At 41.4% G+C, this 25,444-nt stretch carries 19 protein-coding genes and 5 pseudogenes; 17 read left to right on the top strand and 7 right to left on the bottom strand.

What is annotated here, in order from left to right; translation table 11 throughout:
- Positions 1-11: 11 nt before the first annotated feature.
- On the top strand, positions 12-578 hold the full coding sequence (locus tag FE392_RS00650) for an NAD(P)H-dependent oxidoreductase (RefSeq protein ID WP_319928301.1): 567 nt from the start codon (positions 12-14) through the stop codon (positions 576-578).
- Between the two features lie 183 nt (positions 579-761).
- On the opposite strand, the gene FE392_RS00645 is transcribed toward FE392_RS00650, so the two are convergent.
- Positions 762-2,666, bottom strand: coding sequence for a beta-ketoacyl synthase (locus tag FE392_RS00645; protein ID WP_319928300.1), 1,905 nt, complete (start codon positions 2,664-2,666; stop codon positions 762-764).
- A 121-nt stretch (positions 2,667-2,787) separates the two neighbouring features.
- Between FE392_RS00645 and FE392_RS00640 the strand changes: the two genes are divergently transcribed.
- Positions 2,788-3,774: a GlxA family transcriptional regulator gene (locus tag FE392_RS00640; RefSeq protein WP_319928299.1), complete on the top strand. Its 987-nt coding sequence runs from the start codon at positions 2,788-2,790 to the stop codon at positions 3,772-3,774.
- A gap of 251 nt (positions 3,775-4,025) precedes the next feature.
- On the opposite strand, the gene FE392_RS00635 is transcribed toward FE392_RS00640, so the two are convergent.
- On the bottom strand, positions 4,026-5,282 hold the full coding sequence (locus FE392_RS00635; protein ID WP_319928298.1) for an MFS transporter: 1,257 nt from the start codon (positions 5,280-5,282) through the stop codon (positions 4,026-4,028).
- An 818-nt stretch (positions 5,283-6,100) separates the two neighbouring features.
- On the opposite strand from FE392_RS00635, the pseudogene FE392_RS00630 reads away from it, so the two are divergent.
- From FE392_RS00630 to FE392_RS00625, 3 genes and pseudogenes are all read left to right on the top strand, one after another.
- Positions 6,101-6,235, top strand: a pseudogene (locus FE392_RS00630) (IS5/IS1182 family transposase); the annotation flags it as partial.
- Positions 6,236-6,261: 26 nt separating this feature from the next.
- A pseudogene (locus FE392_RS22095) lies at positions 6,262-6,389 on the top strand (aldo/keto reductase); the annotation flags it as partial.
- On the top strand, positions 6,368-6,697 hold the full coding sequence (locus FE392_RS00625; protein ID WP_439153448.1) for an aldo/keto reductase: 330 nt from the start codon (positions 6,368-6,370) through the stop codon (positions 6,695-6,697). The pseudogene FE392_RS22095 and the gene FE392_RS00625, both read left to right, overlap by 22 nt.
- 530 nt (positions 6,698-7,227) lie before the next feature.
- Here the strand turns inward: FE392_RS00625 and FE392_RS00620 are convergent.
- The 3 genes from FE392_RS00620 to FE392_RS00610 form a co-directional block, all read right to left on the bottom strand.
- The gene (locus tag FE392_RS00620; protein WP_319928297.1) at positions 7,228-7,569 is read right to left on the bottom strand and encodes a bleomycin resistance protein; all 342 of its coding nucleotides are present in this window, start codon (positions 7,567-7,569) and stop codon (positions 7,228-7,230) included.
- Positions 7,570-7,943: 374 nt separating this feature from the next.
- Positions 7,944-9,722: an ABC transporter ATP-binding protein gene (locus FE392_RS00615; RefSeq protein ID WP_319928296.1), complete on the bottom strand. Its 1,779-nt coding sequence runs from the start codon at positions 9,720-9,722 to the stop codon at positions 7,944-7,946.
- A gap of 734 nt (positions 9,723-10,456) precedes the next feature.
- Complete coding sequence (locus FE392_RS00610) at positions 10,457-11,059, bottom strand: TetR/AcrR family transcriptional regulator (protein ID WP_319928295.1); 603 nt, start codon at positions 11,057-11,059, stop codon at positions 10,457-10,459.
- A gap of 318 nt (positions 11,060-11,377) precedes the next feature.
- Between FE392_RS00610 and FE392_RS00605 the strand changes: the two genes are divergently transcribed.
- Both FE392_RS00605 and ssb (FE392_RS00600) read left to right on the top strand, forming a co-directional pair.
- Positions 11,378-12,682 (top strand): flavin monoamine oxidase family protein, encoded by a 1,305-nt coding sequence (locus FE392_RS00605; protein ID WP_319928294.1) that lies wholly within the window; start codon positions 11,378-11,380, stop codon positions 12,680-12,682.
- A 433-nt stretch (positions 12,683-13,115) separates the two neighbouring features.
- Positions 13,116-13,627: pseudogene (gene ssb, locus FE392_RS00600) on the top strand (single-stranded DNA-binding protein).
- A gap of 201 nt (positions 13,628-13,828) precedes the next feature.
- On the opposite strand, the gene FE392_RS00595 reads toward ssb (FE392_RS00600), so the two are convergent.
- Entirely contained in the window at positions 13,829-14,602 is a 774-nt protein-coding gene (locus FE392_RS00595; protein ID WP_319928293.1) for a nucleotidyltransferase domain-containing protein, read from the bottom strand.
- Between the two features lie 195 nt (positions 14,603-14,797).
- Between FE392_RS00595 and ssb (FE392_RS00590) the strand changes: the two are divergent.
- The 4 genes and pseudogenes from ssb (FE392_RS00590) to FE392_RS00575 form a co-directional block, all read left to right on the top strand.
- A pseudogene (gene ssb / locus FE392_RS00590) lies at positions 14,798-15,118 on the top strand (single-stranded DNA-binding protein); the annotation flags it as partial.
- Positions 15,099-16,676: pseudogene (gene traD, locus FE392_RS00585) on the top strand (type IV conjugative transfer system coupling protein TraD); the annotation flags it as partial. The pseudogenes ssb (FE392_RS00590) and traD, both read left to right, overlap by 20 nt.
- Positions 16,677-16,683: 7 nt before the next feature.
- Positions 16,684-17,403: a TIGR03747 family integrating conjugative element membrane protein gene (locus FE392_RS00580; protein WP_319928292.1), complete on the top strand. Its 720-nt coding sequence runs from the start codon at positions 16,684-16,686 to the stop codon at positions 17,401-17,403.
- A gap of 116 nt (positions 17,404-17,519) precedes the next feature.
- Positions 17,520-18,173, top strand: a complete 654-nt coding sequence (locus FE392_RS00575; RefSeq protein ID WP_319928291.1) for a DUF5066 family protein — start codon at positions 17,520-17,522, stop codon at positions 18,171-18,173.
- A gap of 76 nt (positions 18,174-18,249) precedes the next feature.
- Here FE392_RS00575 and FE392_RS00570 read toward each other — a convergent pair whose 3' ends face one another.
- Complete coding sequence (locus tag FE392_RS00570) at positions 18,250-18,936, bottom strand: DUF5710 domain-containing protein (protein ID WP_319928290.1); 687 nt, start codon at positions 18,934-18,936, stop codon at positions 18,250-18,252.
- A gap of 148 nt (positions 18,937-19,084) precedes the next feature.
- On the opposite strand from FE392_RS00570, the gene FE392_RS00565 reads away from it, so the two are divergent.
- The 6 genes from FE392_RS00565 (at position 19,085) to acuI (ending at position 24,987) form a co-directional block, all read left to right on the top strand.
- Positions 19,085-19,414 (top strand): integrative conjugative element protein, RAQPRD family, encoded by a 330-nt coding sequence (locus FE392_RS00565; RefSeq protein WP_319928289.1) that lies wholly within the window; start codon positions 19,085-19,087, stop codon positions 19,412-19,414.
- The gene (locus tag FE392_RS00560; protein ID WP_319928288.1) at positions 19,411-19,662 is read left to right on the top strand and encodes a TIGR03758 family integrating conjugative element protein; all 252 of its coding nucleotides are present in this window, start codon (positions 19,411-19,413) and stop codon (positions 19,660-19,662) included. The genes FE392_RS00565 and FE392_RS00560 overlap by 4 nt, the downstream gene beginning before the upstream one ends.
- A 19-nt stretch (positions 19,663-19,681) precedes the next feature.
- Positions 19,682-21,574 (top strand): conjugative transfer ATPase, encoded by a 1,893-nt coding sequence (locus FE392_RS00555; RefSeq protein WP_319928287.1) that lies wholly within the window; start codon positions 19,682-19,684, stop codon positions 21,572-21,574.
- A 408-nt stretch (positions 21,575-21,982) separates the two neighbouring features.
- The gene (gene acuR / locus FE392_RS00550; protein ID WP_319928286.1) at positions 21,983-22,615 is read left to right on the top strand and encodes an acrylate utilization transcriptional regulator AcuR; all 633 of its coding nucleotides are present in this window, start codon (positions 21,983-21,985) and stop codon (positions 22,613-22,615) included.
- A gap of 97 nt (positions 22,616-22,712) precedes the next feature.
- Positions 22,713-23,978, top strand: coding sequence for a dimethylsulfonioproprionate lyase family protein (locus FE392_RS00545; RefSeq protein WP_319928285.1), 1,266 nt, complete (start codon positions 22,713-22,715; stop codon positions 23,976-23,978).
- A gap of 16 nt (positions 23,979-23,994) precedes the next feature.
- Complete coding sequence (gene acuI, locus FE392_RS00540) at positions 23,995-24,987, top strand: acrylyl-CoA reductase (NADPH) (protein ID WP_319928383.1); 993 nt, start codon at positions 23,995-23,997, stop codon at positions 24,985-24,987.
- Positions 24,988-25,444 lie beyond the last annotated feature (457 nt).

The following is a 25,444-nucleotide window of genomic DNA, read 5'->3' as shown; positions in this document are numbered from 1 at the left end:
AGGAAATAAAAATGCCATTAATGATATTAGCTCACCCGAACATTCAACAGTCCGCTGCGAATAAAACAATTGTTGAGGAATTAAAAAAAAGTAATATTGAGCTTGAAATTCGTGACATTTATAACCTAAGCCCTAATTACAATATTGATGTTGCTGCAGAACAAGAGGCATTGTTGAGGCATGATTTTATTATCTTACAATACCCAATGTATTGGTTTAACATGCCCGCAATACTGAAAGTTTGGTTTGACCAAGTGTTCGAGTATCAATTCGCTTATGGTTCAAAAGGATATAAGTTAAAAAATAAAAAATTATTACCTAGTTTTACTGTAGGACAACCGGAAAGGAACTTTAAGCTAGACGAATATACTTCTCGCATGGATAATTTTCTTGAACCTATTAAAAAATCAGCAGAATACTCAAAAATGCATTATATAGAACCCGTTATTCTATATGAGATCGCGAGCGTATATGATGTAAAAAACGTTACTGGGAATACTAAAGGTGAAATAATAAACAAAGCTAAAGAACATAGTAAAAGATTACAAGAGACCATTAAGCGCTATGATAAGGGGTGATTTTAAAGCAATACTCACGTATTTAATTATCCCAACGTGCCATATGCCAAAAGTAAATTAACTTATTAAATTTAAAGAATAAATATCTCTGAATAAAAATTAGAGAGCTAAATGCTTGCTCTCTAATTTTTTATGATATAATTTTTGTATTCACATAATAAAAAATAAGTATGGTATAATTTATTAATGCATGTCTTCAAAAGGGTTATTTTTTGACAAAATAATAGGCAGTTCGTAGCCTGGCAAATGAATTTCCTCTTCAGTTATATTGATATTTTCTTCATTTATCACATTCTCGCCAAATCTATATATTAAATCAAACTCACCCGAGTTAACTTTTTTACGATAGTCAGCTTGGTTAGCTTTAATCTTAAGGTTTTTATTATAATAAGCTTCAACAGCTTCGATACCATGACGTTTAGCAATCATGCTAAATACTACGCTTGGAGACAAAAGTGGAGCGGTTGCATTATTGCCACCAAACCCTTTCGAGTTGACAAATGCTATATCAATTTCCTCGGTATGATAGTTCGAAGTTCTAATATCAAGGTGCTCTGCATAAACGTCATCGGCGACTTTTTCTATAGTAGAAATACCTGGAACTATATTGTGGCTAAATATACCAAGCGCGATTGCTATCTGATCACCGCTTGACGCTGCTAAGGTATGACCAACATAAGCTTTTGGCGCAGTTATTTTCCAATTTGAAATACGAAACGCTTTTGCTACACAGTCATATACATGCGATTCAGTCACTCTATTTTGCGGTGTGCTTGAACCGTGTGCAATAATACAGCTCCGATTTTGAACAGACTCTTTGCTGATAATGTTGGCTGCCAATGATACAGCCTTAGTCATGGTAATATAATTACCCGCACCTGGGGCTGTAATGGATTTTTTAATCCCGTCCGCATTTACAAAAACATCAGGGACAGCCGCCATAATATGTGCACCTAAAGAAACAGCCAAGGCATCGTCCATTAGCACAATAAATTGAGCACTTTCACCTATTGTAAAGCCACAATTATTTCCAAATGGCCGACTCACTCGACTTAAATCTATATTTTCTTCATCCACTCCGTCTAATTTTTTAAGGCTATCAAGGTCAGCCAAAGCCCCCATATTCGCAAAACCTTCGACAATTTCTGGTGTGATTGCACAGTCTGCACTTCCCACAATAGCGACACGGGTACGCCCACCTTGTATATCGTTTACTGCAGCTTTCAAATTATAAAGGAATGTTGCACATGCCCCAGTTGTTGAAAAAGTTGTGCCGACACTTCCAATAACATATGCATTTATAAAGTCTGTAGACATAGAATTTAGCCCTAATGCCAAATTCTTACTATTGCTTCTCTCACCTCGGAGACGATTTCCCATTAGCCCGCCAAACCCTTCTTTTTGCATTTGACCAGTTAAAGAAGCTGAATAAGTACCAATTTTGTCTGGCTCTACCAAAGATAAAACTTCGTCCCAATCTAACCCACATGACTTTATAGCATCGGTAGCTGCAAAAATAGTTGCTTGTAATCCTCGGGGATGGTTATGGCTTTTATATAATTTTTCGAGTTCAAACCCCTTGGGGAGTTGACCTGCTGCTTTAATTCTATTGTCCAAATAGGCATCGTGTTTAACACAAAGATCGCCATGTACTGTAACTTCTACTCGATTATTTCCGAGCGAGGTAATTTCCCAATTTCGAGGTACAGGAGTAGGCAACGAGGATTGTTCAGTTTCAAAAACCAATTTATCCCCTTTTTTTGCACTCAGTGTCATCTTCTTTTGCCAATGTGTGGCATCTACATCAAAATGAGACTTATCTATTTTGCGAATCAACGTCCCTTGCAATATTTCTTCACCATACTTGGATTCAATCTCATGCAACATGATTGGTTGGCCTTCGTGATCGATAAAGCCATTTTTACCAATTGAAACTAAGTTCATTAACGTCGCGAGGCCCCAAAAAGTCTCTTGGCGAGCTTCTTGGCTTAATTTATCAATAACAATACGGCGAAATCCTTGATGGAATGACGTTCTTCCGGAAGCGTTTATACCACCAGAACCAACGATAACAGGCAAAGCAAGCATATGATTTTCATTCCTATGAAAATTAATTAGTTGATGAATATTCTAATCCAATCAATAATGTTTCATTATGAAAAAATAGCCAATACTTTATATTTTTAGGCCAATTAATAACTGATAACATATGAAAATAAAAAATGTACACATTGTTATTTTTCCTAATCTCCTGTCTAGCAGCATTACCTTGCCTATTGAAATGCTTCATGCTGGTTTAGCCTCATCACAGATAGAAAATAAAATCCATAACATCAGTGTTCATTATATTTCAGATAAAGGTTGTGATATTTCGTTGCATGAAAATTTTAAGATTAAGGCAGATTCATCTGCTAATTCTGCCTCCTACGCAGATTTAATAATTGTTCCTGGCATTTGGCGAAACCCAAAACCTATTATAAAAAATTGTAGCAATATCTTGAGCTATTTATTAAATCAGTGGGAAAACGGAGCGACAATAGTTGCTGTTGGCACTGGAGTATGCTTGTTAGCGGAGTCAGGTTTATTAGATGGCCTTGCTGCAACGACGCATTGGCATTATTCCAAGCAATTTAAAAAAGATTATCCCAAGGTAAACTTAAAAACAGAATTTTTCATTACTCAATCAAATAGAATCTACTGTGCAGCTAGCCTCAATGCACTAGCAGATGTTATGGTTCATTTAGTTTCCCGTCTTTATGGCAAGAAAGCAGCTAAAAATGTACAACGCAATTTTTCTCATGAAATACGGCGGCCATATGAAGAACAACGGTACCTCGACGGTGCAGTAGATAGACATCCAGATGAATTAATAAGCGATATTCAATCTTGGTTAAAAGAAAATATTAAAGAAGACATAGATCTTAATAGATTAGCCGCTTATTTTTCTATTTCTCCACGGACATTGACCCGACGATTTAAAAACTCTACGGGAATATCTACTAAAAAATATATTCAAGGAGTACGCTTAGAGATGGCAAAAGATCTTCTTGCCAAGACTAATTTAACTGTACATGAAATATCTGTAGCAGCTGGATATGAGAGTCAGGCTTACCTGAGTAAAGTGTTCAAGCAACATTTTGATTTAAGCCCGACAGAATATCGACAAATGGTTCGAAAGAAGCTTTTTACACTTTAATCAGAACGTTATGATCGTGATTTTTATTAGCAAAGTGACAGAATTAGTTTAATCATATGAAATTAGAACAATCTGGCTGCTATCAATAAAGTAGCCAGGTTTCTATTGGTATCTGCTAATGCGTAAAGTTGAGTTGAACAGGAAGATCTTTTCTCGATCACTACCACATCAATTCCATTTTTCTTTATCCTGCACACCAGTAGCAATCCGACGGGCCAGTACCTACACAATTAATACCTGATAATGGCTTTTCATTGCAGCTCCTTATAGTCGCTAATAGCTTTGCGATTAATGGCTTTTAGGCGCACTACAAAAAGTAGCCAACTTATTAACAGTAATAATCCGCCACCCACCACAGTTACTCGGATATTCGTGGTATCAAGGAAACCTCCCAACAACATGACTATTAATGTGGCCAGTGCCTGAATGGAGCTGATTGAACCCATGATTTCACCTTGTTCATTTTCTGGCGCCAGGTTTGAAATACTGCTAATCAGGCCAGGTAATGCAAAGCCCATAGAAGTAACGAAAAGGGTAATTAAGATATGCAGATAAATCACATTGCTTACCATTGAAATTGCCATGACAGCAAGTGATGACACCACTAGTGAATATCGCACCATATTTTCAGGTTTAGCGGATTTGGCAACGTGTCTTACCACAATATATTGGAACAGCGCGTAGGTTGCTCCCATTGACGCTAGAAAAGTACCAATCTGAAATGAACTGAAACGATAAATATCCAACAGATAAGCAGGTAGGAAAGATTCAAATAACCACCAACCCGCAACGAAAATCGTCCAGATAGCAAATGCAGTTCTCAGTTCAGCGTGGCTGTAGGCTTTTGCAATTTGCACTAAACCGGAAAAAATATTTATTTTTTCTTGGGTATGAGTTTCTAGCGTATCGGGGTATGCAACTAATGTATAAATGAATAACAAAGTAAAGATAGCAGCCATAATAACGAATGGCGTCATATAACCGCTGAATTGCCCCAGAGAAAAATGGGCTAACCAGCCTCCTACCGGTGGCCCGATGACCCAAGCCAGACCCAATGCAGTCTGGATCATCGTAAGGTTTTTCGTTTTATTACTCAGTGAACTGATATCAGCCATGCTTGCTTGTGCTATTGCCACGTTGCCTGCCATCAGTCCTGCTAACAAGCGGCTAAACAGCAAAAGCCACGCCGATGCTGCAATCACGGCATAAGCACTGATGAAAAATGCGATTGCAGTGCCCGCAATAGCTATTAACATCATCTTTCTTCGGCCATAAATATCTGACATTTTTCCCAAAATGGAAGCACCAAAAAACTGCCCAAGTGGATAGGTAGCAAGGAAAATTCCCAGCATAATCACCTTTTCTTGATGCTCCCAATCGCTTGGGAATAGAGAAACAGCATCAGAGATCATCATATGCGGGAATATCGCTACAACCATTCCCAAACCAATAAAATCAAGTAGTGCTACCAATACCAAGTATCTAATAATTCCAGGTTTCTCTTTCATTTTTGCACTCCTTGAATTAACTAATTAAATTCAGATTTCAGATGATTGAGCGATTTTGTTGCCATCTGTTGTTCAATTAAATTTAGGTTTTCTTTTTCGGCTGCACTAAAATTTGAGATATCCTCTGTTTTAATGGCTTTGTAAATAAGAATATTTTTACTTTTATGTTTATGTGTAATCCGAGTTTTTCCCATAATAAGGGGTAATGATTTAATAGAAGTTTTTATCAGTGTCATGACATAAAGAATTTTTATTTTATTCAATATGTTATTTAGATAACTCTTTCCCAAAGATAGCCTGACAATTATCTTTATAATTCAACAGCGGAGAGAGGTTTCAATGCTGGAAGAAAGTAAATACATTATCATTCTAATTAATGATTTATTAATTTGTATTTAAGGGTGTTTTTTACATATGATTAAAATGTGCTGTTATCTAATTAATGTTAATTGAACATAGGTGGCTATTTTAAATGTTAACATCATGAACTCTCCTTTTGATTAAAAAAGAAAAAACAGATTCAACTCATTTAGGAACGGTCACAAGAAAACAATGGATCTTATTTTAGCTCTCATGTAAATAATATTAAAATAAATATAGCATCAACAAAGCGCTAATTTAGGTAATTGCATGAATGGATACAAGTAATATGATTTAATATGTTTGATCAATATCTGAGAAATAATTTTTTCGTATTGCTATGCTAACGATCCAGCAATGATTTTCGCAACCTCCTTTTGTTCTGGATGCTTTACCCATTTCGCAATGTATCGTTCTAAAATTTGCCGCAAAGAACGCCGAATATGAAGTCGTATTTCTTTATCTTGAGAACTAGATTCCAGTGAAGTGTCTTAAATACCACAGGAATTTGCTCTTCAAGTAGTATTCACTGCCGTTTACAGGAATGGCAGGCAGCGGGCGTGTTTGAACGATTTTGGCAAAATGACTTATTGGTCAGAGAAAAGTGGAGACCATTGATTGGAGCCAGTTTATCAGTATGCAAAATCATTACAATCTCATCAATCGAGAAAAAGAAATGCTTCCTTATTGTGTTTCTGAAGGGATTGGTGTTACGCCATGGAGCCATTGCCAGAGGTAAACTAACAAATCATGCCGATACTATTCGTTCGCAAACAGACAAGGAATTGTCATGGTTATATAGGTCTGCAAAGCAAAGTGACGAGAAAATTATTTTTGTTCTAAATGAAATTGCAACCAGTAAAGAGTGTAAGCTCGCATATATAGCTTTAATCTGGTTACTATCTAAACCATCAATCGCTTCACCAATCGTTGGAGTGACATCAACTGAACAACTTATAGATAATGCTCATTGTATGAATATCGCTCTTAGTAGTGATGAGGTTGCTGCGCTGGAGGAATTTTATACCCCGCATACTAGAGCCGAATTACCTTAAAATAGTTATAGGGGGCCTATAAGAGTCCAAAAACCGATCAATTCAGGATTTAATGCGTCATCAACAGCCTCAGATGTACTTTTTAAATCTCCAGCGCAAGGAGCTGCAACTGAAGTATGGGCAGCAACAAGCCCAGCTTTGAATGGGTTGGGGGGGCTTTATTGTGAAGATTGTGACATTATCGGACTAGCATCAGATTATAAAGACCCCTTTATCGGTGTTTGTGAATATGCAATTGATCCATCGGAAGCTTTAAGATTGTGGAATTTCACTGCTAATCTCACAGGTGTAAATGTATTTGCAGAAAAATAACTCACTCACAAAAAAATTAGTGAATAATTTCCTCCATCCGATTTTGTGATTGCAGATAAAGTCTACGGCAGCGCAGCTTTCGGAAAGGTTATTAAACAAAGAGGGGCCACTCCGTTATTTCTTTTAAACGTAAAAAGAAGCCATACGTTTGAATGGATTTTTCAAGTTCGACGTCCATATATTTTGAATAAACAGAAGTTGGAGAGAACGTTAAACAGCTAAACTAGCTGCCCAAATTTAAGTAAATTTCCACTTGGATCAATTAGGTGGAATTCCAACATGCCCCATGGAGTTTCCGCAAGCGGAGAGACTTCAGTCTGCGCTTGTAGTTCTTGAAACACACTTTGGATATCTTTCACGAAAATATAGCAAGAAGTGTTCTCTGCAATGTATTTATCGTTGCATGCCCAAAAATGGATTTCAGTTTCCCCTTTGCTAATTATCGCATATTTATTCGGAACACAATTGTCGCAATGGAACCCAAGTTTGGCTGTATAAAAATAAACCAATTTATCTAGATCCAATGCAGCCAATACAGGGACAGCCTCCCAATCGCTCATACATTTTCCCTTTTATTTATATGTTTTTTTAAATACTGATACAGTACTGCCTGAAAAGTTACCGCACGTTACTTTCATTAAATAAATAATATGGCTATAAAAATAGATTCAACAACACCCTCTAATATCATGAGAAATTAACAATAAATTATTTACTATAAATATAGCATTTTTACTAGGGGCTATTGACGTTTTATGGAGAATATTTGAACGGTATGATTAATTTGGTATTCAATATGAAGCCATGAGATTAAAAATGATAGGTAAATTTAATCATTTTTAAAACTCATGGCTTTTTTATTTTATCAGCCTAATTATGCAGTACTATCACGTTAGGCCAATGCCACACTATTTTAATATTCGAAAATTGAATTTTAGGTTGGTTCAGCTGTACGTAACAACCCGGCATAGATGCCATCTGCTTCGACCAATTGTTGATGGGTTCCCCATTCTTTTAACTGACCATCCTTGAGCACCAATATTTGATCCACATGACGGATAGTAGAAAGACGGTGCGCAATAGAGATGACAGTGCGTTCGGATGCCATTTGTGCCAAAGCTAGAGAAATTGCTCTTTCAGTCGTGTTGTCTAGCGCACTAGTTGCTTCATCAAGCAGTAGAATTGGCGGGTTACGCAAGATCGTTCGAGCCAGCGCAAGGCGTTGTTTTTCTCCGCCTGAAAAGCGATAGCCACGTTCACCAACTTTGGTTTGATAGCCTTCAGGCAGCGAGGAGATTAAATCATGAATTTGTGCAGTACGCGCAGCTGCAATAAGATCCTCATCGCTGGCCTCCGGGCAGGCAAAGCGTAAGTTTTCTGCGATGCTAGTATTCATGAGAAATGGCTCTTGCGTGACTACGCCGAGTACGCTCGCAAGTTGTTCAAAGCTCATATCTCGAAGGTCAATACCATCAATTGTAATTCGACCTTGGCTCGGATCAACAAGTCGGGCCAGAAGATAACCGAAGGTACTTTTACCTGCACCTGTAGGCCCGACTATAGCCACATGACTCCCTGCTGGGATATCTATTGATACATTGCGTAAGCTGGACCAGTCAGTATTATCGTAGCTAAAACTGACGTTTTCAAATCGTACATGGCCACACGGCCCTTCATCACTGAAGTCCCGAACTTGAGCCGGTTCTGTAATATCGGGAGGAGTGTCTAAGTATTTAAAAATACGTGTGAATAATGCCCGTGTAGTACGTAGTCTTACTGCATTTTCCAATAAATTTTCTAAGGGCCACAACAATTGTTCCTGTAGTGCGATCAAGGCCACAAGCGTACCGATGGTAACTGGCACGCCTTGTCCAATTAGCAAACCACCTAATAATAATGTCAGTGCAGGCATCGCACCGAGCAGTAATTCAATCACTGACCAAGCCCATTCACTTGCAGTATGTGCACGCACTTCTAAATGCAAGGTTTTGGACGATGCTTTTTCAAAACGTTGGATCAGAAGAAAACTACGTGCCAGAGTACGTGACAGGATAATGCCTGGAGCTGATAGGGTCTCTTGTACAATAGCAGACATATCGGCATGGCTATCTTGTTGTTGGTGCGTCAGGCGTTCACGTATAATTCCGACTCTGTGGCTGAGCCAGAGTGATGGCGGCAAGACGGCGAAGGAGAACAGCGCTAGTCTCCAGTCCAGCAACAGCATAGCAATGGCAGTGGTTACGGTAATGGTGGCACTGCGAATGATTTCGGTCACCGTATTGCTGACGACAGATTGAAGTCCGCCAATATCATTGGCGATACTGGATTGAATTTCGCCTGTCCGAGTTCGTGTGAAAAAGGCGAGAGAAAGCGTTTGCAGGTGCCCATAGAGCCGTACCCGTAGCTCGTGCATTATGGCTTGGCCTATCTTGGTAGATAATATCATTTGTGTCGCGTTAATCGCTGCGTTTAGAGCAGTAATCACGATTAAACCTAATGCTAACCAGCCAAGAAGTTGTATATTTTGTTGAGGTAGTGCGGTATCAATAATTTCGCGTAATAAAAAGGGCGCTAGAACGCCAATGCCCGCTCCAATGACGATGAGTAAGCCAATAAAAATAATGCGTCCTCGCCAAGGTTTAAATAGGGTCAGAATGCGTTGCAAAGAGACATGGCGTGCAGCAAGTTTTTCGTAATCGTCAAAATTATTCATATACTTCGTTATCCAAATTTTAACTTAATTAATAGTGGTTTTCAGGTACCAGAAATATTAGTCAGAGAAATCATGTAACTGGTTAATTTATATAAATTTTTATTGGTAAGTACGATTGGGATGTATTCCACTTTATTTATATTATGAAAATAATAGCAGAGTCATATTAGTATAATAAGCGCAATACCATTATAAAGCTATAACTGAAGTAATCCGTTGTCGAGAAAAATGCTTACTATAGTAACTGGTCATTTTTTTAAAAATTGCACTTATTAGTGCGTGCTCAAGAAATATAATAATTCCCAAGGGGAAGAAAAAGATATCTAATTAAATTCATAATAATTCATTTTTATTATTATTGCGTTATTTATATTAGTATAAATCATTAAGCTTTATTTACTCAGATTTATAGCCTATCTCGATAGGTATTTATAGTATCGTTACTCTGTTGTCATGCCACCTTTGTATTGACCTCCATTTGGTGATGATTTTGAGCAACAAAACTACCTCACAATAGCTCATTTCCGATGAGCTTTGGCAAAAAATGGAACCGTTACTGACAGAACATAAAACCTATCATCCTTTGGTGGGGGGCCATTGATTGGAGCCAGTTATCGTTGAATGACTGGCTGACGAAAACGCCGCTTGCCGGAACAAAAAACAGGCCGCACCCGGCAAGCAGGGGAATTCACACTTTAACCCAAATTATTGTTCAGGATAATTTGCCGAATCGGTCACGTATTATAAAGCGTAGATATCCAAATATTATGGAGTACTTTCACAACAACTTTAGGATCTGTCTGTGGGGTGCGGCCAAATGCCTCAGACAGATATCGTTCTTCAAGCCAGGTTAATGCTCTGGCAGTCTCTTCTACTTCAATATCTTTCCTAATACGACCACGCCTCTGTTCTTCATGAATATGTTTGATCGCAGCCGATATAAAATCTTGTATTAATGAGCGGTACATCTGTTCAACGCGCTCATCAGTTCCAGCCGCCTCAGCCAAAGCACGCAAAAAAGGCCCATGTTTATGATAAACGGCAACAATTTCCTCCAATGCTCGAAGGTAATCATCTTGATCATTATTACCGTTTAACCAGCGATTAGCTATGATGAGTAATTTTCGACCAATGTTTTGAACAACACGTAAAATCAGATCATGCTTATCCCGGAAATGGACATAAAAAGCCGGGCGCTTAAGTCCTGTACGACGCATGACCTCATCAACATTCAATGCACGAAATGGATGCTCTGTTAAAAATTGCTCAGCAGCATTCAGTATTTCTTGTTCAGACTCTCTCGGGTCATGTTTAGGGCGTCGTTGAAATTTCGTCATAGCTACCAATAATCCAATAGATACCGTGTCAGTGTAAAACACCAACTCTTAATAAAATGCAGAGATTTGAATGTGTTCGTTTATCTCATGAAATGACATGAAAATCTATCTATTTATCATAGATTACTCACTTAATAAATAATATTAATTATTTAATTAACAATTGGTTAAGTCAAAAAATTGTCCATTTCTCAGAAAAATCAAAAGTGGTTTACACATCGTCATTGACTGAGTGTAATTAATAATTTATTAATATTGTGAATAGGATGCTTTTTGGTCAGATAAAAACCCAACAAAATATACCGAAGGAGATTTCATATGAGTCGTATTATGAACAGCCAGTATGATATTGCTGTAATAGGAGCAGGTTTTGCCGGAACGGTTGCCGCTCGTGATCTAAGCAATGCTGGCTATTCTGTTGTTCTTCTTGAAGCGCGCAATCGTATTGGTGGGCGTACTTATTCAGGAGAAGCCTTCGGGCATTCTGTAGAGTTCGGGGGAGCTTACGCCCATTGGACTCAACCCTATATTTGGCATGAATTGCAACGTTATGGTCTTGGTATAAATCCACCAGCAGAAATCAATAAAATACTTTGGCTTGCTGATGGCACATTACATTCGGGAACAATGGAAGAATTCAATGCTATTGTAGAGCCACTATTAAAACAATATCTGAGTGATGCGCGCACATCGTTTCCAATGCCGTTTTCATATTCAGATGCAGACACACAGGAAATTGAGAAACAAACCCTTGCTGACCGACTAAATGCCCTCAATTTATCTGCTTATGAACGCGATGTTATAGATGGCGCTTTATCGACATTTGTACACGATTGGGATCAACAAGGTATCGCACAATTTTTGCTATGGGCTGCAATATATTTTGGCCGCTGGGACGCATTTCTGGAAACAGCAGGATTCTGGCAACTTGAGGGAGGAACACAACGCTTAATTCAGGCTATTCACAATGATTCAAAAGCTGAATTGCGTCTTTCCACCCCAGTTTCTGCAATCGCTGATGATGGTTCGAATGTCACGATAACAACCCATGCTGGCGAACAAATTGTCGTTAAATCAGCTGTTGTGGCAGTTCCGCTTAATGTTCTGTCTGATTTACAGATTAGTCCTCAAGTTGTGGAACCCGTCCGGAAAATGATAGAAGACAAGCTGCCAATGCGTACAATAAAACTCATGGTTCGTGTCCGTGGCGAATTAGACGCCTTTGCTGCTCTTGCGCCAGTTAAACAGGCGCCAATCAATACAGTTAAGGTTGAATATCATCATGAGGGCGACACGATACTCGTTTGTTTTATCTCCGATGCATTATCGATTGATGCCAATGACCCAAACGCGGTTCAACAGGCGTTACGTTTATTTGTGCCGGATATAGAAGTCGTGAGTTTGGCATTTCACGATTGGGTAGATGATCCCTTTTCTCAAGGAACATGGGTACACCACCGTCCAGGCAATCTTACAGGTGCTGCTCCATTAATACGTCAACCCCACGGACGCATTCATTTTGCTGGTGGAGACATTGCTGCAATGTCAGTAAGCTGTATTGAAGGCGCAATAGAAACCGGCGTTAAAGCGTCACGTGATGTTATCACTCAACTTACAATCTAATTCCGGTAGGGAGAGTCCGCATGATAAACGGCTCAACCAATTGATGTAGATGTATTGATCATTGGGGCTGGTATTTCTGGAATTAGCGCAGCTTACCACTTAAAGAAACACCGTCCCAATATTTCATTCACCATTTCATGTTCGGCTCAAGAAAAATCGGGCGCTTTTTTGAAGAGCCAATCATGTTTTAAGCTGCTAAAGAAAAGTTCAACCACAGCATTATTTCAGCAGGCGCTCGCCTTTTTTAGATCCTCTTCTCCCATTGGAATTCTGGCACTGCAATATTGGCATAAACAATTACCGTTAACCGTGTTGCGAAACCGTGTTCGCGTGAATCAGTGGAGTATTTTGCCTACCGTGAATTGGTGGAGTTTGCCCTGAAATAGGGGCAATGGACACAACGTCAATCAGTTTGACCGATAAGGAAAGGAATATGGCTTCACGCGGAATTAACAAGGTGACTTTAGTGGGCTATCTGGGGCAGGATCGGAAATCCGTTACCTGCCGGTCGGCGGTACGGTGGCCACGCTTTCATTGGCTACTTCAGACAGTTGGCGGGATAAACAAACCGGCGAATTGCGAGAAAAAACGGAATGGCACCAGGTCGCCATTTTCGGCAAATTAGCTGACGTTGCGACGGAGTATTTGCAGCAAGGAACGCAGGTGTATATCGAAGGCCAGCTGAAAACGCGCAAATGGCAAGATAACCAGAGGGCAAGTTCGCTATTCAACTGAAGTGATGGTGAATGTGAATGGGGCGATGCAGATGTTGGGAAGTCGTGGGGATTTGAAGTATGCGGCATCTCAGCAGGCGGAACATAAGCCGGCACAGAAGCAGCCATCATCTCAATCTTTTAATCAGGAAAGAAAAAAACACAACCAGTACAGGTTTCAGTGTTACCGGGAGAGGATGATACCTACTGGGATTCGGAGATCCCGTTCTGAGAGGTGTTTTCATCATTAACGTATTGCCCTGTGATGACAGGGCTTATTATTTTCATTGGGTAATGTGTATTAGCCATCACTCGATCTGATACTGTTGCTGATCTGAGCAAAATTTAAATCTGACAATATGAGCTATGAGCTATGAGCTGTGCCAAAAGAGGACGTTACTGATATCCCGGTGCGTTAGTAAATAGGGGGCTATCAGCTCTGTAGGGTATGAAACTCCATGTCAAGCCAGTTGGCAAAAGCTATGAGCCTTGTATTGAAATCAGTAAAGTTACCCTGAGGCTTAGTGCTGATTGTAAGTAAGTAATCCATATCGTCTGCTAAAGCTGGATATCGAGCGTTAAACTTTATGCAATGCTCCTTCAGCGTTTCAGGCCAGTCATTATCATGTTCTCTGCGAAGAATACTGGTTGCCCTGATTGCTTTTCGTGCAGCCGCACGCTGAAACTGTAATTGCCTTTTTAGGTCAGTGGATGCCTTTATTTGGGTAATTAATCTACTCAATACCGACATGAAGTCACCATTAACTGCCAGCGCAATGGCTTTTGAGGGTTTAAAAGGCTCAAATCGGTGGCTCAAGTCCTCTCCAAAGACGCAGACACAGTGGTGCTTAAGCCAGTATCCCCAGCTAAGTTTATTATTAGGGTGCAGTACCTGCTGTAACAGGCCACAATCAAAATCAATTTTACTGACAATAGGGTTATTTTTCTCAAGCTCAGCCTGAACCGCTGCTAGTTGCACGGTAATCGCTGGATTGGGAGCATGATTAAAGATTACTGTCATATCGAGATCGGACCTTCCCCTTACTGCCCGCCCTTCAGCTACGCTTCCATATACATACAGACTATGGATTAGTTCAGGAAAACAGCTATTCAGCTGTACTACTACGTCTGAAACAACGTGTGAGAAAGCTGGTTGGAATTCGTTAGATTTTGGTAGAGCAATGTAGCCGTTAAGATCGATAGCCATACTTCCTCCGTTTTTACTGAAGTTTTTTCTCTTGAATACCAAGCGGAGGATACCTGCGATCCTCAATGTCGGTTAAGTTCGGGGTAAGGTGTGTCTATATAAGGAAGATTACCACAGACTGAAAATAGAAAGCCTATTCCGGATAATTATGTGCCTAATACCTGCTTTTAGTTCTTAGACGACTATCAGATTCTAGACAGCTGGCGGAATAAACAAACTGGTAAACAGCGGGAAAAAATGGAATGACACCAGGTCGTCATCTTCGGCAAATTAGCCGACATCGCGGCGGAGTATTTGCAGCAAAGGGCGCAGGTGTATATTGAAGGCCAGCTTAAAACACGTAAACGGCAGGATAACTAGGGGTAGGAGCGCTACTCAACCGAAGTGGTGGTAAATGAGAATGGAGCGATGCAGATGTTGGGAAGTCGTGGGGATTCAAAGCGTGCCGCACCTCAGCAGGTGGAGCATAAGCCAACACAGAAGCAACCACTGTCTTCCGGCTATCCACGGCATTGAGCCACAGGAAACGGACGTTTTTATGGACTTGCGTGAGCGGGTCGGGCACACACTGGTGATGGGGACAACCCGGGTAGGAAAAACCCGGTTGGCCGAATTGCTGATAACGCAGGATATCCGACGTGGCGAGGTGGTGATTGTCTTTGATCCCAAAGGAGATGCCGATTTGTTAAGACGTATCTGGGCAGAGGCGCACCGGGCAGGGCGTGGAAATGAACTGTCCCTCTTTCATTTGGGCTGGCCGGAGATTTCAGCACGTTATAACGCCGTCGGGCGGTTTGGTCGGGTATCCGAAGTGGCTTCCCGTCTGGCGGGGCAGCTCAGTGGCGAAGGCAACAGTGCCGCGTTCCGTGAATTTGCCTGGCGGTTTGTCAATATTGTCGCCCGTGCATTGGTGGCACTGGGGCACCGGCCGGGCTATCAGCTGATTACCCGCTACGTCAATAATATCAGTGAACTGTATTAGCGCTATGCCATCCGAGTAATGGAAGAAAGGCAACCGGAACTGCTGGCGCAAATCAATCATTCCCTCAGCAAACTGAAAGAAAAAGACATTCCTCGCAATATGCAGGGGCAGCCCGATGCGCTCCGGCTCTGGGCCATGGAAATGACCTTGAGTTCTGAGGCGGGTAAGCAGCTCTATGATCCGATCCTAGACGGGCTGCGCTCTGCCGTGCGATATGACCGCACCTATTTTGACAAAATTGTCGCATCCTTATTGCCGTTGTTGGAAAAACTGACCATCGGCAAAATCGCAGAATTATTATCACCGGATTACCTCAATATGACGGATCTGCGACCTATCTTCGACTGGGAACAGGTGATCCGCAAAAACGGGATTGTTTATATCGGGCTGGATGCGCTGTCTGACAGTGATGTGGCTTCGGCTGTAGGTAACAGTAACAGCATGTTTGCAGATTTGGTCAGTGTCGCGGGGCAGATTTACAAATATGGCATGAACGCCGGATTGCCGGTTCGTCATGACGGCAAGCTGGCAATCAACCTGCATTGCGACGAATTCAACGAACTGATGGGCGATGAATTTATTCCACTCATTAACAAAGGCGGCGGTGCGGGCATGCAGGTCACGGCGTACACCCAGACTTCTTCCGATATCGAAGCCCGTATCGGCAGCCCGGCCAAAACCGCGCAGGTGGTGGGGAACTTCAATACCCTGATTATGCTGCGGGTACGGGATAACCGGACGGCGGAATTACTCACCAGCCAGCTGCCGGAAGTGGAAATCTACAGCAAGACGCTGGTATCCGGGCATTCCGATATTGCCGATGTGGAACAGGGGCAGGATTTTACCTCGTCCACCCAGGACAGGGTCGGCACCGTTAAAACTCCACTGATTACTCCCGCCGAAATGATTAACCTGCCAAAAGGGCAGGCGTTCGCGTTACTGGAAGGTGGGCAGTTGTGGAAAATCCGTATGCCTTTGCCAACGGGGGATGAGGATGATGCCCTGATGCCGGCGAATGTACAGAAAATCGCTGAACAGATGCGCAGGCACTACCGCACCAGTGAAAACAGGTGGGAAGAGAAGGGGGTAGTTTCCGGTTATGGCGCAGCCAGAAAACTCATCCCGCCAATCGTCCCAACCGCCCCGCAAGCCTGGTCTGCTCTATCGCGTGTTATGGGAATGGCCGTGGCAGCTTATTGGTTTTGTGGTGATGTCGTGGCTATTCAGCCTGCTACTGGAATATCTCGGCATGGCATTTTTCTGGCCGGAGCAGGGGGCGTCTCACAGTCAGACCATGATGAAAACCGAGCTGCAATTTTTATCCACGGAGTTTACCCGCAGTCTGTTATTGGCTGAGCCTTCACAAACTGTTTCAGCCTGGCTGACGCAGGTTTATCAGTGGATTTTTGTAGACAGTGGTTTTATGAATTGGGTTCAGGGGCAGCGGCAATACTCGCTCCATAGCAACAATGATTTTTTGCGCGAATTTAATGCTGTGTTACATGGCCTATTGGCGCATTTGCGAGAGTATTGGCTGGCAATACTGCTGTTATCCGTTCCCTTGTTTGCAATGGTGGTATTAGTGGCATTGGTTGACGGGCTGGGACGTCGTGATTTGCGGCGTTACGGGGCGGGGTATGAATCGAGTTTTGTTTATCACCATGCCAAACGGGGAATTAAACCAGCTTGCGCTATTCCTTGTGTGCTGTATTTATCGTGGCCGGATGCGGTGTATCCTACGGTGATATTACTGCCAGCGGCGTTACTTTTAGGCATGGCTGTGGTGATTACCACATCAATGTTTAAGAAGTATTTATAGGCTGATGTCTTTTCAAAAACAGAAAGTACAAATGGCGCTGTGGATTTTATTGAGTTAATTTTATTAAAGTATTTTTGTCATCTTGCTTCGATATTAATTATTAAAAGGGATCACTCATGGAAAACCAATTCGATACATTTCTGTCTGCTATAAAAAGAAAAAATAAGAATACAGCACTCAATCCAATGCCCAGCGAAAAATTGAATCATCTTCGTCTGAGAAAATATCGTGCCCCAAACAGAACAGAAACTGTACCTTTACCCAAGAGCCTCGCCGCTTTACTTGCTTATGATTGCGATCTCACCAACCCTTATGGCGATAAAGTATTCGAAGATCTCCTTGGTGCAATAGAAGAAAATACAATAACCTCATGGAGTCCTGATGAGCCTGTTTTTTATGGTTCCTATTATGTCAGTAATATTCCTGGTGTTGAAATGGAAGACTTAATGCCAATATGGAATGACTCGCCTGATTTACCTGCTCTATTTTCAATTGCTCATCCGGGAGACCAATGTATTTGGATTTATCCCTCTGAGCTGGATGAAGATGGTGAATACCCAATTATCAGGCAAGAAGTGGAGGAGTTTTGGTTATCTGAGTGCTCGTTGATGGATTACTTATCCGGTATTTTCGAAATCGTGGAAGAAATTGATCCTGAGAATACATTTCAGGAGAAACGGGAAAAATATGAATTGAGAGATACCGCACTCTTAGAAAAGGAAAGGCTTCACGAAGCCTTTTATGAAAAAATGGCAGCGTATGAGGATTAATTGATGCTGGACGTTGAACGGCAAAGCGGGTTTGTTTTGCCGTTCAACGTCAGCAGACAAGCCGCGAAGCGGCGCGTCAGTGTGAAACGATTGTCATAAAGTTTATCCACTCAGCAGATGTACAGATATTTTGATCCATTTCGTCGGTACTTCCCCCTAGGGTGACATGAATGTGTTGATGAGATATATCACCACAGGCAGCCATAATAGGTTGATTGATTTGATGTAATTGAATTGCAGTCGCTTCTTCTATGGTTGTTGGGAAAAATTCACCGCCGGGTTCGCAGTGCATGTGAAAATCCCCTTGCTTGGCACCACATTTTTCGCAGTGATTCATCCAGTATTTTGTTTGGGTTGTTTGGTTGAAATCTTTACTTAAAAAATGGGTAACACGAGACAGGTTTTGGCGTACTGTTGAGGGAATATCATCAATATAAAAAACAAAGGCAGGGCTGCGTTGTTCTAACCAGTAGGTTTGTCCCTCGATTTCACTATTTTCATCTGCTTCAAGGGTTTTGTGTCCGCTGGGTAGCATAAAGGCAGTTAACGTTGTGTGTTCATGGCATTTCCAACAATGGCCTTTTGTTTGCGCTATATACCACCAAGGAGCCTGAACATTATAGAAAGGTATCCATTTCGTAAAAGAGGCCGGCTCAATGTCATTGGGGATAAACCATGTTTTGTTGACGGGATCCCAACGAGCACCTAGCTTTTTAGCTTCATCTTTTTCATCATAGGGCACATTTAAATCAATCCGCAGCATGTTCCTTCCTTCTTGTTAAGTTGTTAATTAAATAACTTAGTCAGACTTTTTAGCTAATTTTCATCAAAGCATAAAGAGTTTATTGCTGGTCTAACCTGAAAAATCTAGCATCCTCAGCATCCTGAACTTCATGACGAGGTGCGTGTTGATGCGTGGTAGTTTTTCCCTGTTCCGTTCTGCCTGTCTGCTGGGACTGACCCTATTGTGCATGCCGCTTGCGCAGGCAGCCGAAAAAGATGAACTGGCCAGTGCCAAGAACCTGATTGAGCAGATACAAATAGCATTGGAACGCGCAAACATGGCCGAAAAGCAGGCTGATACCTCAACCCTCCCTCGCTACTACTTTGATTACGCCCGTATCAGTGCCGATCTCAGCACCATCAAAACCGGTATCGATCACTATCTGATGCCCTCCCGTGACCAGCCGGGCGAGCCTGCACCGTTATCCGGTCAATATCGTCAGGAACGCCCACAATGACTCCCACCCAGCGCAATGCCTTTGAAGTCGCCTCAGGACACTTTGATATTCATTTTCTGTATCTGGTGTGCGTCGGTTTTTTCTTAGCGACCCTGTTTCTTTGGGCGGCCTGGGCAGCGGTGGATGTCTGGAACGGCTGGGCGAATGAAAAAGTGCGTAACCAGATCTTCCCCTCAACACCGATTTTGCCGAAAGTCTGTGGTTCACCCCGCCGGTGTCTGATCCTGACGCGGGGTCTGGTGGTTTGACGGCCTGCCGCACAAGGCGGTGCCGGTCGAACGTCTGCGCTGTCCGCCGGAGCCGGGCACCCTGACCGGCGAAGTGAAACGGGGTGACAATATCAACACCCTGATGGATATGATGCCGGAAGGCACCGTGGTCTCGCTGACGATCGTGGCGCAGGCACAGGACCGGCTGGAAGAGGATTTTACCCGGCTGGCGAAAAATGCCGTGGGGGAAAACACCGAATCACTGCGCGTCCGGCAGGATGTGCAGGAAGTCAAAGCACTGCTGGGGCGACGGCATAAGTTGTACCGCAGTGCGCTCACTTTTTTGGTGCGCGGCAAGGATGTTTCTGATCTGGATCATCGGGTGCACCAGCTATCTTCCACCCTGCTGACGGCGGGATTACAGCCTGTTCGACCGGAATTCAGTGTCTCCTCGTTGAATGCCTATTTACGGGCACTGCCGATGTGCTTCAATCCGCAGAAGGACAAAAAACACTGGTACAGCCGTTTGACCTGGGTACAGCATCTGGCCGGATTACTGCCCGTCACGGGGCGCTTGACCGGTACCGGGCATCCGGGGTTCAGTTTCTTTAACCGGGGCGGGGCACCGCTGACCTTCGATCCGATGAACAAACAGGATCGCACCCAGAATGCTCACTTGCTGCTGTTTGGTCCGACAGGTGCCGGAAAATCCGCCACGCTATGCGCCTCGCTTATCCAGTTAATGGCAATACATCGACCGCGCCTGTTTATTGTGGAGGCGGGCAACAGTTTTGGTCTGCTGGCCGATTATTACGAAAGTCTGGGGCTGACGGTCAATAAAATCGGTATCAAACCGGGCTGTGGCGTCAGTCTGGCGCTGTTTGCCGATGCGCATCAGTTGCTGCAACTCAGCCCCAAGCAATTGCGCATTCATGAAGCCGATATTCCTGATACCGATGAACAACCGGAAGAGGAGGGGGATGAGCAGCGCGATATTCTGGGCGAGATGGAAATTGCTGCCCGGCTGATGATCACCGGCGGAGAGAAAAGGGAAGAAGAGCGGCTGACCCGCTCTGATCGGGGGCTTATCCGTGAAGCCATTATGCAGGCCGCCCAGACCAGCTTTGCGGAGTCCCGCCAGATGGTGGCATCAGACTTACAGAACGCACTGTATGCCATTGCCCGCCATCATCAGCTGGATGAACACGGTCAGCCGTTAATCACAGCCCACCGACGGGCACGGGCGGATGAAATGGCCAGCGCCATGTCGATGTTTACCCAGGGATTTGAGGGAGAGCTGTTTAACCGTCCCGGCATGCCATGGCCGGAAGTGGATGTCACCCTGATTGATTTGGGCACACTGGCGCGGGAAAATTACTCAGCGCAAATGGCACTGGCGATGGTGTCGCTGGTTAATAAAGTCAATAACCTGGCCGAACGCGATCAATATCAGGATCGCGAGCTGCAACTGGTGATTGACGAAGGGCATATCACCACCACTAATCCGCTGTTATCACCCTATATGACCAAAGTGGTGAAAATGTGGCGTAAACTCGGTGCCTGGCTGTGGCTCGCCACGCAAAACCTGGCAGATTATCCCGATACCGCCGAAAAGATGCTGAATATGGCCGAATGGTGGTTGTGTCTCACCATGCCGCCGGATGAAGTGGAACAAATTGCCCGGTTTAAGAAACTGACGGAAGAGCAGAAAGCGGTACTGCTTTCTGCCAGTAAATTGCCCCGTTGTTATACTGAAGGCGTGGTGCTGGCAAAGAAAATCGAGGCGTTGTTTCGAGTGGTGCCGCCTAGCCTCTATCTGGCACTGGGGATGACGGAAAAAGAAGAAAAAGCGGAACGACGGGCGTTGATGCGGGAGCATCAGTGCAGTGAACTGGAAGCCGCTGTTCTGATGGCAAGGAAGATGGATGTGGCACGGGGGTTAAAGGTTTAATTTTTTGGATCATTGAATATTACATTTAACTAATTGATTAATAATTCCCCTAATGGTAATTAGGTGAGTTACTCATCTCTATGGCTGGGGGCGTTTTCAGATTAGTCTTTGTACTTGAAGGTTACAAAAACAATAATAGGTGCTTATGATTGCACAGATTATTGTAGCCACTAATTTAAACTGGTTTGCTCCTATTCTCCGATGGATCCATAAGATGCTAGCGGCTCTGGCGAATAAAAACGTAAAATAAAAAATAAGATGTTAATTTGCACTATAGCATCATAAAGTTAACATTATTTTTTCATTTGTTTTAGATCATGAAATGTTTATATATATACAAATAAACACCTAGACTTTTATAGACAAACGGTCTATTTTATAAAAGCTAATTTAATCAATAGGTAAATAATGAGTATTTTAGAAGCAAAACCACGCAGAGGACGTCCCCCTAAGCATCCACGGGATAATCTTGATACTAAGAATGCACTTATTCAGAGTGGGATAGAAATGCTCACAGAACGCGGATATATGACTTCAGATATTGAAGGTATATTGAAAAGAGTGGGGGTGCCTAAGGGATCATTCTATTATTATTTTGACAGTAAAGAGTCTTTTGGTCGTGAAGTCATAGCCAGTTACTCCTGTTATTTCTCTTATAAGTTAGATAAGTATTTAAATAATAAATCCATTTCTCCCTTGGAGAGGATATCTTCATTCTATGAAGATGCCCGAGATGGCATGGCAAAACATAAGTTTGAGCGTGGCTGTTTAATTGGAAACCTAGGTCAAGAAGTAACAATCTTACCTGAAGGATATAGAGATATATTGAACCAAATTATCAATGATTGGCAAAGTCGTATAGAAGGCTGCTTAATAGAAGCCCAAATGATTGGTGAAATTTCAAAAAATACCGATTGTAAAAAATTAGCATCTTTTTTCTGGATTGGTTGGGAAGGTGCAGTAATGAGAGCAAAATTAATGAAGGATGCCGAACCTCTGACAATTTTTATAGATGGATTTATATCCGGTTTGTCTCGTTAATTTTTTTGTCTTTTTATAGACAGCTGGTCTATATTGTTTATTTTTTTGATTAAGTTAGTTAATTTTTAGTTTTTTTTATTTATTAAATGAGTTGGTTATGAAGAAGTTTATTTTTTTATCAGTTTTATTGTCATCAAACGCATTTTCCATTGGAATTCCAGACTTTCTTGATAAGAGTGAAATGAGTAACGCTGAGTTTAAATGTTTGGCAGAACAACCTAGTTATACGCAGGAGGAAGCAGAGTTTGTTAATTTACTTTGGGATGAGTCAATAAAATACTTGGAGGGTTACGTAAAAGCACTTTCAAAAAATGCGGACAATAAATGTACTCATTCCGCAATAGCGGTTACAGAAACAAATTCTGCACTGTTAACTGGACCTACTCGTCAATGTATTATGGATAATGTGGATATGCAGCGCTTAGTAAAGCATGTATATACCATTATCCATAATAAAGATAAAGCATTTAAATGCTTTACTCCTCAAAAGGATGTAGCAGGTTTATATAGCCCTAGCGAACAATTAGAAAAGGTTTCTCCCGTAGCTCAATGGTTAAAAAGACCTTCATTAAAAGACTACTATTTAAATATAAATAATGAAAAATTAAAAACGACAGGTATAAATTTTTATAATAATTTCTATAAAATGGTTACTGGTAAAGCAATTAAAATGCCGGAAGGTTTTCCATATGATATCAGTGCAGCCAGCTTACCTAACTTATGGGCTAGCGTTGGTTGGGTACCTTTATATTCTGGAGATGGGCAACACTCAATAAATGCAGGAGAAGAAGCCTTTAGAGGAGGGTATGCTTACGGGGAAATTATGGGACATTGGGGATTATTGCAGATAGATACAATTAATGGTGAGCCTGTTGGTGCTGAAATAGGCATGACAGTTCAAGCCATGGATTCATTTTATCCTTACCATTTTCATAATAATCCAGAGATATATTATACCATTCGTGAGCCTAAATGTTTAAATTCGATAAAACAATTTGTTGTTAATAAAAATAATGGGTTATTTAATGTTATTTCTGAAAAATCAAATAGTAGAACATTAGAGTTTAATGGTTCTACAACAATGAACGTTGATCACTACTGGATGTCAACAACGCCGAGTAAAGATGACTTACTTTATATTCCCAGAAACTCTATTCATGCGTTTAATTTGAAAGAAAATTGTGAAAATAATAGTCAGGAATCAGCTCATGTAACGGTCTGGGCCAGAAGCATGTCTCATGAAAAAAATAATGATTATGGTACAACATTAGTTTGTCAGCTGAAAAACAGTGATCAACCTAAAGAAAAAATAAACAGCAAAGAAGCTAATGTTATTTGTAAACAAAATCAGCATATCTATTAATTTAAAAGGAAAAAACATGTTTAACGGTATTTTAATTAAAAAAGATGAATGTGGGTATTATGCCAATCTAAGTGATATAAGTGAATCACAATTACCTGAGGGTGATATTACAGTTCAAATTAGTTATTCTTCTATTAACTATAAAGATGGACTTGCTATTTCAGGGAAAAGCCCGGTAGTGCGCCAATTCCCCATGATCCCAGGAATAGATCTTGTTGGGCATGTTATTGAAAGTTCAACATCTCAATATGAAATAGGCGATCAGGTTTTACTCAATGGTTGGGGAGTAGGGGAAAAACATTGGGGAGGGTTAGCTCAAGTAGCACGGCTTAATAGCCAATGGTTAATTCCTTTACCAGAGGGATTAACACCAAAGCAAACAATGGCAATAGGAACTGCTGGTTATACTGCAATGCTTTCAGTAATTGCCTTAGAAAAACATGGGATCACACCTAAGAGTGGAAAAATATTAGTAACTGGAGCAAACGGTGGAGTGGGCAGTTTTTCCATTGCTATCCTTTCTCGATTAGGTTATCAAGTGATTGCTTCGACGGGGCGTCCTGAAGAATCGGAATATTTAATTAATACGCTGGGTGCTTCAGAAATTATCGATCGAGAAGAGCTTTCTGGAAAAGGAAAGCCATTGATGAAAGAACGCTGGGCTGGTGCTATTGATAGTGTTGGAAGTTTTACGTTGGCAAATGTTTGTGCCAGTACTGCTTATGGTGGAACTGTGGCAGCTTGCGGATTGGCTCAAGGTATGGACTTTCATAGTAGTGTCGCACCATTTATTTTGCGTGGTGTAACTTTGGTTGGAATAGATAGTGTCATGCGTCCTTATGAAGACAGAGTTGAAGCCTGGTCACGGCTTTCACACATTATGGATTCCTCCTTGCTTGATAAAATGTGTTTAGAAATCTCACTTGAGCAAGTTATACCAGCAATATCAAATCTAATGGATGGAAAAATTCAGGGAAGAATAGTTGTAAGTTTGCCAGTTTCAGAATGATCTCTTTTGTGATAATGCGTATATTATCATTATATTAGTTCATATGTTATATTAAAAAATAACGCTAGAAATCATGCTAGCGTTATCATAATTACTTATGGATTTAGCCAGTTTAAGTAGTGTATGCTTCTTAAACATAAAACTACTAGCTATTCGGATGGCTCTGATTAAAATTAGTAAATACCCATTAAATACCCATTAAATACAATAAGTTAATTTATTTTTTGATGCCTTTATTAATATTTCATAAATGAAGTTAAACTATTTCTTACTGAAAAAAAACAATTAATGCTATCTTTAATTTAATTGATTAATTTTATACATCTCTATCTTGAGCTGCATTGAATTGAATTGAATTGAATTGAATTGAATTTAAAAACCAAAAATATAGAGGTGAATGAAATTATTTTTTTAAATCTTTATAAATATAATAGAGGCTTGCATTCACATAATAAGT

It is taken from the genome of Xenorhabdus santafensis (genome assembly GCF_033949405.1).
Classification (GTDB): Bacteria; Pseudomonadota; Gammaproteobacteria; order Enterobacterales; family Enterobacteriaceae; genus Xenorhabdus; species Xenorhabdus santafensis.
This window is presented reverse-complemented; position numbering and strand designations above follow the sequence as displayed.